Here is a 14,527-nt window from a genome sequence, read left to right on the forward strand (position 1 = left end):
AACCACAATTCTGTCTGTACTTAAATATAACAAAAGATTAGTACGCCTCACGTACTCAGTTTGAAAACTACTTAAACAACTTTTTAGGGGTTTAATTATGAAAATTACTTTATTTGGTGCCGGCGGTAAAATGGGGCAGCGCCTGACGCGTAACTTAAAAAAATCAAACTTTAACGTTGATTATGTCGAGTTGAATCAAAAAAATCGTGAAACTTTATGGTCCAGTTTTCATGTTGAAGCCACTGAATCCGCTCAAAATATAAATGAGTCTGATTTTGTTATTCTTGCAGTGCCTGATACGTTACTGGCACAGATAGGTAACAGCCTTATTCCTTCGTTCAAGCCCGGAGCCACTGTTTTTGTATTAGATCCTGCAGTTGCCTATGCGAATAAATTACAGTTGCGTAATGATATAAACATATTTATTTCGCACCCTTGTCATCCGCCGGTTATTAATGATGAGGTAGACGAAAAAGCAAAATATGACTTCTTTGGTGGAGTCTATGCCAAACAACCCATCGTCAACTGCATGTATCATGGGGATGACAGTATCTATCCTGTGGCTGAAAGCATCGCTAAAGTTATGTATGGCCCGGTGACGCGCTCGCACCGAGTGTCAGTGGAGCATTTTGCGTTACTGGAACCCGGCCTGGTTGAAACAATTTCTTCTACTTTCCTGGTCAGCATTAAGGAAGCGATGGATCATTTAGTGGCGCAGGGCATTGATGGAAAATGTATCCACGATTTCCTGATGGGGCACTTAAATATCCAGATTGCAGTGATTTTTGGTTATTTGGATATTCAATTTTCAGATGCTGCCAATAAAGCCGTAGAAAATGCGCGAAATAAACTATTAAAAGAAAGCTGGATGGATATTTTATCAAAAAAGGAAATTGAAGAAAGCGTAAAACAAATTATTAGCTAAACTCAATGACCACTGCCAGAGTGAGTTCGCAGCGGTGGTATAACTGACGCATTGTCCCTTTTATGGTGAGATAATTATTATGTCAGAAAATATCATTCCATCGGCTATTGAAAAGTCTGCTATCAGAAAAGTCTGTTTACGGCTTGTTCCTTTTGTTGCACTGATGTTTTTTATAAATTTTCTCGATCGCACGGCCATTTCTTTTGCCGGACCTAACGGTATGGTTGAAGATTTAGGAATGCATATAGCGCAGTTTGGGCTGGCATCGGGGATCTTTTTTATCGGATATATTATTCTGGAGGTGCCGAGCAACCTGGCATTACACCGTATCGATGATCATCAGTGAACGTTTACCAAAGCGTATACGCAGTTGCTGGGTCTCACGTGTACAGGCTTCAATGTCACTGACTGCACACACTTCGCCCTGGAATAGCACATTACACACGCTTGATTTACCTGCGCCGGTCTTTCCCATCACGCCAATGACAGGTTCATAGTCGATAGCTTCACTGATTTTGTTAACCAGACTTTCCCGCAGCGATTGAGGGAAAACATCTAGAATATCCCTGATGTCAGGTATGAGCGGCGTTCTGTCGGCTTTTATCGCATTGCTATCATTAAACATGTTGTCCCCTATCCCTGAAACCTCCCCTTCTCTTCTGGTGATGCCATTAGCATCAGTAATCATCCGGCCTTCGCCCTTTACCGGGTCACCCATAAAGGTCTCCTTGCTTATGTTGAAATGAATGTTGCCAGTTACTCTCTAAAGGTGTGAATAACGTCGCTGATAAAACGAAAGTGAGGAAGAGTCGAAATAAACTCCTCACTGGCGGTGAGTGCATCAAGTTCAGGCTTTCTGCGAAAAGAGGTGTCAAGAACAGTCACAGCGTTAACGTCTTCCATCCGAAACACCTTTAGCTTTCTGGCTCGGGTAGCCACAAGAAACCAGTTTCTGGACTGGAAGATCAGGCGGCGAGGAGCCACTCCGTCGTAGCTCTTACCATTGACTAATAGCGTAACGGCCCGGTAGTCACGGATAGCTTCGGCCAGTTCCAGAAAACAGGTGGTCTGCGTGATTGGCGATGGCAGCCCTCCATGCCCGATAAGACATGGAGAGCCACCAGAGCTGCTGGTAATCAGCCGGATTAGTCTGCGGTTCTGAGCCGGAATGATCCCCGAAATGCCAGAGTTGAGGATAAACGCAAAGGTATTGGGTAAATGCTCTCGACCAGTTCGCCGTATAAGTCGATAGCAGCCACTGGAATGTTCAAGATCCAGATGGATTAGACGCTGCTGAAAATCCCGCTGTAAAGTGCGCTCTGAGACACCAAACTCATTAGCCAGCGCTTTCAACTCCAGGGATTGGCCAGCCAACAATCGGCTGATAATGACCGATAACCTGACAGACAGGCGGTCATAATGATCATGTTGTATTTTCATGGTGAGAACAGTCCTGAACTCCCAAAATAACCTGATATTGATATGGGAGATTATGACGTACTGGTTCGACACGTTATGTCGTACCAAAGGGAGGTGGATTGAAAAAATGGTGGGGGTAACTGAAGCTACCTAATATTATGAAAGATAAGTTAATTATTTGATTTCAAGGCGAAGGCATCATCAAAAAAACGACACAACCTGTCGCATTCCGCATTGTCAGAAAGACAGTATCTACTGCTCACGAAAATGATTTAGTTCTGAAAATAGTTATAAACCAATATATATCCGTGCAGTGATTGCGTTGCTGCAGATGATCTATGGTGAGATTTCTTTTGGTTGGCTCTATGTATGAAGAAGTGCAGTAATTATAGGAAGTAATAAAAAATTCAAGATCGATGTAATCTGACAGCTATCCGTATAAAAAACCGATAACTGCCAGTTCAGGTTTGAGCTAATACATCCCATTTTTACAGCTGGCGCTGCTCCAGACTGCTATATATCGTCTGAATTTCTCCTTTTAAACTTTCACCACGGTACACCATTGACGTATCGTACCGTTGATACTTATCTTCTCTCGCAGCGCTGAACCAGTTAAACGATCCCACGCACAGTAGCCCTTCATCGCCAATCACAATTTTACTATGAACGCGATTGACCAGTTTCGTAGTTATGCCCATATCGGTTAGCTTAGCCACAGCCTCGTTAAGGCTCTGCTGCTTTTCTTTACGTTTCTGATAATCGGTATGTTCGGTATTAAAATTTCTATCCGTTACTACGGTGATATCAATACCACGCGAGCGCGCCAGGATCATCGATGCCAGAAAACCGGTTTGTTCCAGTTTTTTCCAGGCCAACCAAGGGGAAACAATAGTAATGTTCTTCCCGATAGTGACAAAGGTTTGGTTCAGAAACGCATCATGCTGTTCCACACCGTGCAGGGTTGAGATCTGCGTTTGTGCTGCACTTAAGTCTTTGCGCTCCTGAAACTCAAACTGCAATGCATTGCTGGTGGAAGCAAACAGGTATTTTGCCAGCAATCCGCGTGGCGAAGAGCCAGGCTGGATCTCAAACAGGTCCATATCACCAAAGACCAGGAAGCTATCTTTTGCACGGGAAACAGCGACGTTCAACATGCTGTTCTCGCGGTCGATAAAACCACCATCCTCATGCTTAGAATAGACTGAGGAGAAGAGCACGATAGCTCTTTCTGCCCCCTGCAACGAGTGCACTGTACCAACCGTTAGCGAATCCTCATCACCGCTACAGTTAATGTCGAGCTTGCGTAACGCTGCTTTGATGGCGTTGACCTGCGCTGAAAATGGCGTCACAACCCCAACCACTTTATGCAGCGGCTTGTCGTAATGACGCTCGATTTCTTCTTTGTGAGCAGTGAGCCAGGCCGCTATTGTCTCTGCCTCAAATGCGTTATAGCGGCTCCCACTGTTTGCCTGCACACCTTTGCCATCAATATGCAGATAGCCCATCGCTGGAAAAAGCGTCTCATTTTCGATTCCCCGCTTTGGTTGTAACTTGCCGTGATAGCACAGAGTATTGCAGTAACCGATAATGTTATCGAAGCAGCGACGGTGCTCGTACAGATACATCCCACGGGATAAATCCAGATCGTATTGATAGCGAGAATTAAACTGGGCTATCTTCATTACGCTGCCTGATGCCGCACTTTTCCCTGAATCACACACCAGTGCATAGGCATCCGTGAGCTCTTCTTGGGTACCGCCAGGAAGAATGTTCTCCTCCACCATATTACCGATATCAATGCTGGGTAAACTGTTCCAGATAGGTGCAATCTGTTCTGTGTCGCCAATCACTAGCGCTTTCTTCGCTAGTGCGAAGGAGGCTGCGGCCACTTCGGGAAGCACCTGCCCGGCTTCATCTACGATCAGCAAGTCGGCAAAGTTATATAAATAGTTACCATCATATTTCTTAGTCCCACCGACAAACTCACTAGTCTTCATATGGTTAGGGAGCATGTAGCAGGTCATCACGACGCAGGGTGTGAGCTTCATTCTACGCTGCCAGCGGGCTTTTACGCTTTTCGCCCCGCGACGGCCTTTTTCTTTCTGAAGATTATCAATCGCCGCCATATCCATCAGCCAGCGACCTTCCCAGTAATGGGTCGCCAACAGGAATGCCGGGAAGCGGATCATCATATCGGCAAGCTCATCAGCTCCAGCCAGGCTCAGCTCCTCTTCGCTTGTATGCCCCAGTGACTTGGTCAGTTCATGCCAATATCGGGTAGCCTCACTTTCGCGTCGGGAAACGTCTTGAGCAAGATCAATTTGCTGCTGATATCCATCCCGTTCTGTTTGCACCTGGGCAACAAGGCCGTCGATATACGCATCGATACCTTCAGGTGCGGTCCCCTGGAACGCGGCCATTCTTGTGCCAAACGTCTCGTCCAGGAAGAGGTTAATCTGGTAGTGGCGCTTAGTACGGACTGCGGGAATCCAGGAGAAGATCGCATACACAATTGACTCACCCGCACGATATTGCTGCCATTGTTTTTTGCCTTGGTTCAAAAATGCGATTTCATTCTTGCTATCGAGCAATGACGTACTTTTGTGCTGAATATATTGGTCGAGATCTTCGCTAATAGCATTACGCTCCTGGCGAATAAAATTCAGGCATTCCCATGCAGTCTCGATGTCATTTAGCTGCGCGGACTGCTTGGTTAAACACTCATGCAAAAGATCCACGACGCGTTCGGGAGAGCAGCAATCCGACGATGGGAACGCCGCCCTTGCCTTCTCCAGATAGAAAACCTTTGCCTCTTCAATGTATTCCAGAGATTCAACGCGGTTAAAAAAATCATCCGTTTGGTATTTTTTCGCTGCGTCAGCCTTACGGCCAGAAGACGGGAAGTAAGCGCCATAGCTTTTTAGCTCAGGCAGCCAGCGCCCGGACATAGCTCCGGTGCCAGTGGAAAAATCCTTACCGAAGGCTTCGATAATATTGGTCACGGCCTGATTGTTGGTTGAGGTAGCAATAACCACCGGCGGCTCGGTTTTATTGAGGGCCGCTCTTGCCCATTCAGTAGCAATGATAGAGAGAACCAGAGTGGTTTTTCCGGTTCCCGGCGGGCCATTAACCGCGAGGATATCGCCAGATTGCTGGGTGAGATAATGGCCTAGGGCATCTCGCTGCGCCATTGCCAACGGGAACTCATCCCCGGAATGCCCCAGCCGCTCGCAGAACATTGCATTGGCGGCAAGGAGAGGTTCTACAGATGGCATTTCAGTCGAAGCAAAGCGCGTTAGTAATGGAACCTCTTTTTTGCACGACAGCAGATGATCGTACATGGGCAGGATATGGATACTGGCCCCTCCGGGTTGGTTGGCTTTAATAATGTAGCCGTATCCAGTTGGTTCGTATTGCTCAGGTGATGCGAGCCATTTGCCTGCAACATGTTTTAAAAGTTCGCCTGTATCTTTAAGATACTTTTGCCACAACTGCTGATAACGAACATATCGCTCCGCTCGTTGTTCGTCTGTTTCCTCACGCTGCTCATCCTCATCACCAGGACCGAAAGTGGTTGAATCATTTGTTGTTTTAAACTTGTCATATTCCGTCATCTCACCAATAGAAAAGGTGCCTTTAGGAAGCGGTTCAAGCAGGTCACGGGGAATAGTGGTAGGAGATATGGGGAACAAAAAACCTTCGCGGTTCAGGAGAGCAGAGGTAATCAAAGGTGTAACGATACCAGGAGCACCCGCAGTCCGCTCTTTGCCATGCTTTAATAGGCGAATCCATACCTGTGGTCGTAACATCACCTCAACAGTCTTAACCTGAGCGTCTTCACCAACGAAGAACGAATGAACAATCTCCTCATTTAACTTTCCCGCTGCGACATCCATCCACTGCGTGAATAAATCGTCATCTTTACGCTCAAATGCGCCTTTTCCAGACTCGGCATCAGCTAAGGTATTACGCCAGTATGAAGTGAATCCCTGAGTATTGTGGTCCATTCCCCATCCCGTAACTTAGATAAAATTATTGATTTCGTTGATATAAATTCCTGATGATTAAACATTGTCCACGATGCGAGCGTGATCGCAATAATTTGTTTGTGCTGTGAAAAGGACTGTAACATTAAAGTCAGAGCCAGCCCATTTTGACGTAGTAGTGTTAATCAACGGTGGAGCAGGTCAGTGCCAATTTAGGAACAACGACAGCTAACCTCGGGCTACATTGCTCTGGTTTTGCTCATTGTTCTTAGTAACACTGTAAAGATATAAATAATGGTCTTATTAATAAGTTTCGCGAATTGATTGATCAGAACAAAAGGTTATAATTCGTTCAATTACAAACAATTTTCATAGACGCTAGGAATTAACTTTGATTGAGAAAGCAAATAAACTTCGCCATCTTGTAGATGAAGTCCTCAAAAGCAATAGCCTTCATTCTCATCAAGTTAATGCAGCAACCAAAACATTTGAAGCGCTCTCTGGCAATGTCAGAGCCGTTGTTACAGCAGCAGAAATGCAAGCTGGTAAGTCTGGGATTGCATTAGCATTATGCTGTCTTCAACGGCTGAGTTTGAACGATCAAGATATATGTGACCGTAAGCAACTGAAAGACACGCTTTACCTTGTCACTATGCCGGATACTGCTTTGAAAGAACAATCAGAGCAAGATCTCAAACAGGCCAAAAACGTTGTCGTAAGTAACTTTGTCAATTTTGAAAAAGCATTGGAAACAGAATTTAAAGGTAATCCACCTAAGCTTATTATTATTGACGAATGCCATTATGGCTCGAATGTATCTGCCGTTCGTTACAGCAAAATATTTGACTACTTAGAACAAGAGAACGACAAGTGCAAAGTTGTATTTATTTCAGCTACGCCATTTGGGGCGTTGTATGGTGCAGATACTGAATATCAGGATGCAATTGATTTGCAACAAGAAGCTGAAGAAAGCAATGACATTCAATTGCTGCAGGAAGCACGAGATGTTGCAAATAATGCGCTCAAGGACTCGATTCTAAGACGTGACTTCAATACCCGCTTAGTGTTTCACAAAACCAGTGATGAATACTACGGTGTCCGAGAAATGCTCAGAAATGGAAAAGTTATAGGATTAGAAGACAATTCTAAAAATTTCTTATACCCATCTCAAGAACGAGATTCTTTCATTGAACAATTTTTAGCTCATCAAGAGATGGGATGGTCACTGGTACGCGTTCCCGCAGGCTTAGCCATGGAAGCAAAACAGTTCCTAATTTCTAAAGGCATCGACGAACACTCAATCTACATACTCGGCAATTCACTAAGTGGTGTTCCTGAAGACGAACATTGCAGTATCGAGCGATTTAAAAAAGAATTCGATGATGCATTACTGTTTGAAGATAAATTGATAGCCATCACTGTTGCAGGAGCCAGGGCAGGAATTAATTTTGGCGCAATGATGAAAAACAACCTCATTTCAACATGGGACAGCACCGTTGCCAGTGTAGCGGCTGTTGTACAGGCTAATATTGGCCGGGCCTGTGGTTATCATGGTAATAATTCTTCCATGCACTACACCAATTTAAACGCAGCAGAGGCTTATGGCGCGATCCTCAGTCACCTGGAACAAACTTGCTCTGACTATGCAGCATCAGACTTTGACGGAATAAGGGAGTTCTTCGAAGACGTCTGTCAGGAATACAATGTAAATGGGTTGGATGTTGGTCTTACAATTAAGTATAAACGTCGCCGCCCTATTGGTGATGTAGAGACCTACAAAACCGATAGTTATATTGCTGTTCCGGCCAAATTACTTCAAGAAAGCACCGATTTTAGCCACTACACTAAAGATAAAATCCTTCTACAGGCAATTGAGCTCATACGCAACGAATTCACAGCTAAAGGTGCGCCTAGTGTCAAAGGCAATCGGGCTATGCGGGGCAAAAAGAAGAACTGGATCAAAGCACATTGGGTTAATGGAGATAGCTTCAACAATCACGAAAAAGCACAAGCAGATGGTACGCAAAAGATTAAAACCAAGCTCTATACTCAATTGCTCGACAATGGTGAATTCCTTGAGTTTAACCGAGTAGTAGCCCCAGGTTCTGGCGAACTGTCTGAAAACAAATTGGTTACCGCTACGATTTTTAGTATCTACAACATTTCCCGAAGAAATGTTAAAAAAATAATAATGACAACTGAAGACGTCTGGGATATGTGCGATCATTTTGGTATTGAACGTGATGATACTCTGATCGTGCTCTACAAACGCGGTGAATATGATATTGAACGCTCAAATGCTAAGAAACAGCACAATGAGCTACCTGAAAAGTCTGGGGAGTTAAGTAATGAATCCCATTTCTCCGATAAAACAGATGTTACTTACTAGTTCATGGGGCCTCGAAGCCCCTTTTGTCAACTAGCATCAAGCCCAATATGAATATCGAAAATAAACATCGCCTATATGTCAAAGAAATACTTGAAGCTCAAACATTTGAGCATCAACGAATAGCAGCAAATAAAACCTTCTCTAAATTATTATCAGGCTCTCGTGCAGTAGTTTTGGCTGCTGAAATGCAATCTGGTAAATCAGGTATTGCTCTCGCCCTTGCTGGACTGCAGCGACTTTCACTTTCAGATGAGTTGATTGGCAATCGGAAGTTACTAAAGGACACGTTATATCTTTTAACGATGAGCGATATTAGTTTGCAAGAGCAAGCCAAACGGGACCTGTCACCCTGTAAAAATGTCGTCGTGAGTAATTTTATAAATTTCGATGTCACCATAGAAACTGATTTCAAACACCAAAATCCCAAACTCATTATTATCGATGAATGTCACTATGGTTCCAGTAGTGACAGTATACGCTACGATAAAATCTTCAACTATTTAGAGTTTGAAAATCAAGATTGTAAGGTTGTCTTCGTCTCAGCAACCCCCTTCAGCGCACTTTACGCAGCTGGAGGGGGTTCGATACTTCGCCATAACTTCAATACCTCTCTTGTATTCCATAAAACCAGTGCTGAGTACCATGGTATTCGCCAAATGCACAGCCATAACCAAATAATAAAACTTGATCAAGATTACAGGGATTTTTGTCAAGACTCTCTGTTACGTAATCGATTTATCCGACAGTTTAAGGACTACGATGGTGCAGGGTGGTCATTAATCCGTGTTCCGAGTAGCCAAGCTAACCTCACCAGGCAAATTCTACTCGACAATGGCATAGAGGCTGAGCATATCTATATCATCGGCCAGAAGCTCGTCGGAATTGATGATCGTGAATTATGCTCTATCGATGACTTCAGACGTGAATTTGAAACTGCAACATTATTTGATGAAAAACTAATTGCGATTACAGTTGCTGGGTTTAGGGCCGGAGTAAACTTTGGCCAAGAAATGAAAAACGCAGTAATCAATACTTGGGATAGTACTATTGCCAACATTGCAGCTGTTGTTCAGGCGAATATAGGCCGGTCTTGTGGTTATCATCAAAACACAAGGGCTAAACACTACACTAATCTAGATGCCATTCGCGCTTATAGTGAACTACTTGATCACCTCGAATCTCAGGATGACACCAAGGAATTCGAAGGGCTCCAGCAGGTCTTTGAGCAAATATGTTCTCGTTACGACATAAGAGGTTTTGACAGGGGAACTAGTGTTGCTCCGGTACCAGAACTCAAGGTGACAACAAAAATTGATGATAGTACTACTTACTTAACGCAAGGATATATTTCTGTGCCTGGTAAGTTAAGTGATCCGAATTTTGATTTTTCAACTTATACAGAAGATAACGAGTTATTAGATGCGATAGAAATCATCCGCAAAGAACTTCTTAGCGAAGAAGGGCCCTATCGGAAAAAAGGACGAGCTCTTAGAGGTGATCATCAAAACTGGGTAAAAGCTCAGTGGGTTAATGGTGCCACATATGATGATGGCACTCCAAGCTGTGCAAAATCACGTGCCCTTTCTTTCACATCTCGATTAGATAAAGGTGAAGATGTCGAATTCAACAATATTGTAAAACCTGGTGGCGGCGAAAAAACTGAAGATAAACGAGTTATGGCAAGTATCTTTAGCATTTATAACCTTTCGGGTCAGATGGATGCATTTAAACGCGCTATGGATATTGATGATATGGCAGAAATCTGTGATGCTTTAAATACAGAGTATGATGACACGCTGATTTTACTGTATAAGCGAGGCTCATTTTCTCAAGTATTGTCGGATGAAAAATCTATAATTTCAGAAAATATCGAAAAGACAAGCATCCGCCATAAAAGTGTTTTTCGATAAAAGTTTATAATTTTTAGGTGTTTTCTTTCAAGTATTAGAGTTCTTCGTTACAGTATCTACCTTAACTAAGCTGAAACAGTTATAAGGCAGATACTGCAGGTATGTCCTGAGGGGCCTCTAGGTAATTAATGCCTTTTGGCCGCAGACTCATTAATAACTAGTTTCCTATCATTACTAACCCTGCTTTCTTAGATCTATTACTGGAGTTAAGCACTCTTGTAGTGATATGCCACCATGATTGTAATAATCACCCGAAACATAACCTGAAATTCCAGGGGCCATCGCCACAGATACATTGGAATTCCAGAACCAAGGAACCACTAAACCATCGTAATGCACGTTGTCTTTTAAAATAGCGCAGCGGCGCTGACGATTCTTACCTAGTGATTTATTGAGTTCCCCTTTTGGCAAACCATTAGGAACCCATAACCAACCATGGTCAGTAACGATTTTTATACGCTTCCAACCAGCATCAAACAAACCACTTACTCGAGCTACAACGTCCCCAAGAACCTTATCGATATATTGGGGCATTTGGCGCTGGTGATCGTGACCTAAATGGTCCAAGTCACCTGTTTGTACCCAAGCATAACCGCCTTGTGGCTCACCGGTTTCAAGTCCATCCAAAAATTGCCAGCCTTTTTCTTCCAACAATTTTTTCAAATAATGGCTGCTAAATGACGAATGGCTGTCGGCTAAAACAGGAATAAAATCATCATTAGTATCATTACCCGTCAGCATATCAGCTAATGGTGTTACAGCAGCCTTGGCCGTTGCAGTAAGGGAAGGTAATGCAGCCCAACGCGATGTTAAATGGCTCTCAATACCGCAATTGAACAGTTTCTCTTCCAGCATTTTAGCTGTATCAAAACGCAAACCATCTACAAAAAACACAACCTGACTACCAACTGTGTATTGAGCTGTATTTTCCTTAACCTGGTTATCACCAGGGTACCCAAACTGGGCTACTAATTGCTGAAAGTTTAATGCCGTTTTTTCGAGCCATGGCGTGTAAATAATACCAAGCACATTTGCAATCAGCTCTTGCTGGTGGATATCTTTCGCTTTGGACATTGCACTTAACACTGCAGCATCCGCTTGCCAAAATTGCTCCTTAAAATGGTCAGCCATCGATTCTGGTGTACTACCGGAAAAATTGATTTCCGTGTGCTCGAGCACCATCATCATATCTTCCAACACGCTTAGCCAAGGTGACAGCTCCAAACGATGCCATATCCATGTCTTACGTTCTTTCTGAGTTAGCCAAAGATCACTGAAAACTGCTTTTAGCTCTTGACGCCCTTGTCCCTCAATCCTATGAAAAGCGGATTCTATCGACTGCTCGTCTTCCAGGTTTTTGGACAAATAGTTTTCTGGAAATAGCACAACTAAGTCGGCAGGCTGAATAGCTTTGAGTTGATTCACTAGTAATGGCAAATTATTAGCTGTTTCCTCAAATCGGCGCCATATACCTTGCCATTGGCCTTCAGCCTGGCATAGCAATTGTAAAGCTTGAACCACACCTTCCTTGTTTGGAATAAAGCCATATTGTATCTGGCATGAATTTGCAAAAATATCCCAGCGACTCCCCTGCCATAGTTTTTCTTTCTCTTGAGGATTATTCAGCCAACCTAAGATATCTCGTGCCATATCATCAAGAACAATAGAGTAGAAATCCTCTGCTTCAAGTTTTTTACCTTGCAGACTAACAACAGGCGTCTCTAAGAGATCTGGTAGTACCTGCAAAATGGCTTCATGCGTCTTCTTGTCTTTCGCAAGATCCAACTCGAGGCCAGCTTTAGGGTTTGTGAGGAACGAACCCACAGACCAATCACGGCCCGCGGAATTATAAGCCCACCAACAGCCGCGATATTGCAATTCTGCTAAGGGTTTAAGAAACTCAGGACATTGTTCAATTGCTCGTAAATCTTTACGACCGACACCAGGCAGATAGATAATCGGTGTTTTTCCTTCAGGTAAAACACATTCCTCAAGCACACCAGCAATAGCGCATTTCACCCATATTGCCGGGCCAGTGCGAAGATCAGGATTATAATCACCAAGTTCAATCAATTCAGGCAGCTGCTGCTTAATGTAGGGCATTGCTGACTGCCACTGCCTATCAATATCCGTCCACAAAATGGCAGCAGGTGGGACCTGAACACTTTTGTTAAAGGCAGCGGAGCTACGAATCTGAACGATCAATTTATTGATTACTAACATATAGTTTCCAGTTCGATTTACACAACTCAATCAAATCATGTTGTCGACTTTCTAGTACAGAAGGCATCCATTCACCCGTATTTAATACCTGCGTAGTCAATACGTATGACGACACACCATTTTGTCCCGCAAAGTATGCCATTTTTTTACGTTCAAAATCGAAGTTTGAGGCTTGTGAATTTCTTCTTTGTGTTAGTGGCACGAGATTAGCAAGACGATGGGTCCACTCTTCTCGCTGTGCAACATTTGGCCAGTTTATATCCCACTGACTTCCTTCTTCCACCGTCTGTGGCAAAACATGCTCAATGGTCAGAAGAGAATGTTCGTATTTAGCAGCCCCGTCAGACAAAAATGAATCAATTCTCAAGATAAGATAATTACGTCGGCGGGCAGTCAAGTAATATACATCACCATCGATTTGGTTAATAAAATCTGTTGTTTCTTCTTGAGATAAATCTACTGAGCTAATCTCTGTAGAATTTGCATTATCAAGTTCAATTAACACTTTTGCATAACGATCAATGCGTTCATTAATGTTTGCAGCACAAATATGAAGTTTCGCGGCTAAACGCTCTAGCCGAAACATAAAATCCATCACAGCTGAGCTATCAAAACCAAATTTAGATAAATATTGAATAGCTACCGGCAACCAATCTGAATTGTCAATGCGGTTTAGCCAATGCAACAATTGGTTAATGTCTCCAGCATTTGACGATGACAAATAACGAGCATCTCGAGCAACCAAGTAGGCATCAGCGTAAGGAGCTATGACTTCATTGATCAACACTTCAGGATCATGAATTTTTGATTGAACATGCTCTCGAAATTCTTCCAACAACACGCGTTTTGCTTTGGTCTTGGCATAAATCATTCGGATATAAGTAAGAAGACCATTCAATCCTTCTCTTCCTGTATCTACCTCAATTTCTTCCCATTTATCATTAAAAGCATCACGTTTCGACTCAGTAATTTTACCAATCGCATCAGCTTTAATTAGATCCGAAGGCAAAAGATCCATACCGCGATTATTCAAAACCGAAAATACACGAAAAGCAGACTGCTGACTTGGTGAGGTCACAGCAACCAAAAAACACCGGGTCATCAAAAAAATACCAAAGTTTATCAAAGCGTCACTATCGACAAATGCCTGCTGCAATTTAGTTTGCAAGAGCAAGGCATTTTTCTGAATATTAATTTGTGACTCATTACCCAATGTTGCCGAATCAATAGAGGCTAACTCAGAAAAGTTTAATGATTGGACAGTTGAAGCAAAAAATTCACGATCGCGTTGACGCAGAGCTAAGCGCGGTTTCGCAGGTATCCCTTGCAATTTTTTTCCAGGTTCTTGAATATAAGCGAAACATTCAGCTTTAGCGCCTTCATCATCAATTAAATGAGTTAACGCAGCAATTAAAATTGTCAGTGTGGTTAACCGCTGCTGCCCATCTATTACCTGAGCATGAGGTCTACTTTCCTGCTTGATTAATACAATGCTGCCAAGAAAATAACTTTCTTCTTTTTCATAGTGGTAGAAATCATTTAGATCATCAAACAACTCACCCGCTTGCTCTGTCGTCCAGGCATACGGACGCTGATAGGGAGGGATCTCATAATCAAAATCAGAGCTGAATATTTTTGAGAGGGCATATTCTGCCCCCGTAATATTTTTTGACAT

Annotated in this window: 8 protein-coding genes and 1 pseudogene; 4 read left to right on the forward strand and 5 right to left on the reverse strand. The window is 43.2% G+C overall.

Going from position 1 to position 14,527, the window contains the following annotated elements:
- Nucleotides 1-97: 97 nt before the first annotated feature.
- Together EHN07_RS06300 and EHN07_RS06305 are read left to right on the forward strand one after the other, a co-directional pair.
- A complete protein-coding gene (locus EHN07_RS06300; RefSeq protein WP_124023328.1) occupies nucleotides 98-925 on the forward strand; it encodes a phosphogluconate dehydrogenase C-terminal domain-containing protein in 828 nt (275 codons plus the stop codon).
- 79 nt (nucleotides 926-1,004) lie between these two features.
- Nucleotides 1,005-1,253, forward strand: a pseudogene (locus tag EHN07_RS06305) (MFS transporter); the annotation flags it as partial.
- Here EHN07_RS06305 and EHN07_RS20800 read toward each other — a convergent pair.
- From EHN07_RS20800 to EHN07_RS06320, 3 genes are all read right to left on the reverse strand, one after another.
- Nucleotides 1,245-1,643 (reverse strand): GTPase, encoded by a 399-nt coding sequence (locus tag EHN07_RS20800; RefSeq protein ID WP_124023329.1) that lies wholly within the window; start codon nucleotides 1,641-1,643, stop codon nucleotides 1,245-1,247. The pseudogene EHN07_RS06305 and the gene EHN07_RS20800 overlap by 9 nt on opposite strands.
- Nucleotides 1,644-1,681: 38 nt before the next feature.
- Entirely contained in the window at nucleotides 1,682-2,365 is a 684-nt protein-coding gene (locus tag EHN07_RS06315) for a WYL domain-containing protein (RefSeq protein WP_124023330.1), read from the reverse strand.
- Between the two features lie 467 nt (nucleotides 2,366-2,832).
- On the reverse strand, nucleotides 2,833-6,351 hold the full coding sequence (locus EHN07_RS06320; RefSeq protein WP_124023331.1) for an AAA domain-containing protein: 3,519 nt from the start codon (nucleotides 6,349-6,351) through the stop codon (nucleotides 2,833-2,835).
- Between the two features lie 370 nt (nucleotides 6,352-6,721).
- Here EHN07_RS06320 and EHN07_RS06325 point away from each other — a divergent pair, with 370 nt between their 5' ends.
- Entirely contained in the window at nucleotides 6,722-8,719 is a 1,998-nt protein-coding gene (locus EHN07_RS06325; protein ID WP_124023332.1) for a DEAD/DEAH box helicase family protein, read from the forward strand.
- Nucleotides 8,720-8,766: 47 nt separating this feature from the next.
- Entirely contained in the window at nucleotides 8,767-10,629 is a 1,863-nt protein-coding gene (locus tag EHN07_RS06330) for a DEAD/DEAH box helicase family protein (RefSeq protein WP_124023333.1), read from the forward strand.
- Between the two features lie 174 nt (nucleotides 10,630-10,803).
- Here EHN07_RS06330 and pglZ read toward each other — a convergent pair whose 3' ends face one another.
- Both pglZ and EHN07_RS06340 read right to left on the reverse strand, forming a co-directional pair.
- Nucleotides 10,804-12,852: a BREX-1 system phosphatase PglZ type B gene (pglZ, locus tag EHN07_RS06335; protein WP_124023334.1), complete on the reverse strand. Its 2,049-nt coding sequence runs from the start codon at nucleotides 12,850-12,852 to the stop codon at nucleotides 10,804-10,806.
- A complete protein-coding gene (locus EHN07_RS06340; RefSeq protein ID WP_124023335.1) occupies nucleotides 12,836-14,527 on the reverse strand; it encodes a DUF262 domain-containing protein in 1,692 nt (563 codons plus the stop codon). The genes pglZ and EHN07_RS06340 overlap by 17 nt, the downstream gene beginning before the upstream one ends.

Origin of the sequence: Buttiauxella warmboldiae (assembly GCF_003818135.1) — a bacterium.
Classification (GTDB): Bacteria; Pseudomonadota; Gammaproteobacteria; order Enterobacterales; family Enterobacteriaceae; genus Buttiauxella; species Buttiauxella warmboldiae.

Bases quoted from the DNA above. Each gene is read 5' to 3' on its own strand.
- EHN07_RS06300 (WP_124023328.1), top strand. From the start codon at position 98: ATGAAAATTACTTTATTTGGTGCCGGCGGTAAAATGGGGCAGCGCCTG.
- EHN07_RS20800 (WP_124023329.1), bottom strand. From the start codon at position 1,643: ATGGGTGACCCGGTAAAGGGCGAAGGCCGGATGATTACTGATGCTAAT.
- EHN07_RS06315 (WP_124023330.1), bottom strand. From the start codon at position 2,365: ATGAAAATACAACATGATCATTATGACCGCCTGTCTGTCAGGTTATCG.
- EHN07_RS06320 (WP_124023331.1), bottom strand. From the start codon at position 6,351: ATGGACCACAATACTCAGGGATTCACTTCATACTGGCGTAATACCTTA.
- EHN07_RS06330 (WP_124023333.1), top strand. From the start codon at position 8,767: ATGAATATCGAAAATAAACATCGCCTATATGTCAAAGAAATACTTGAA.
- pglZ (WP_124023334.1), bottom strand. From the start codon at position 12,852: ATGTTAGTAATCAATAAATTGATCGTTCAGATTCGTAGCTCCGCTGCC.
- EHN07_RS06340 (WP_124023335.1), bottom strand. From the start codon at position 14,527: ATGTCAAAAAATATTACGGGGGCAGAATATGCCCTCTCAAAAATATTC.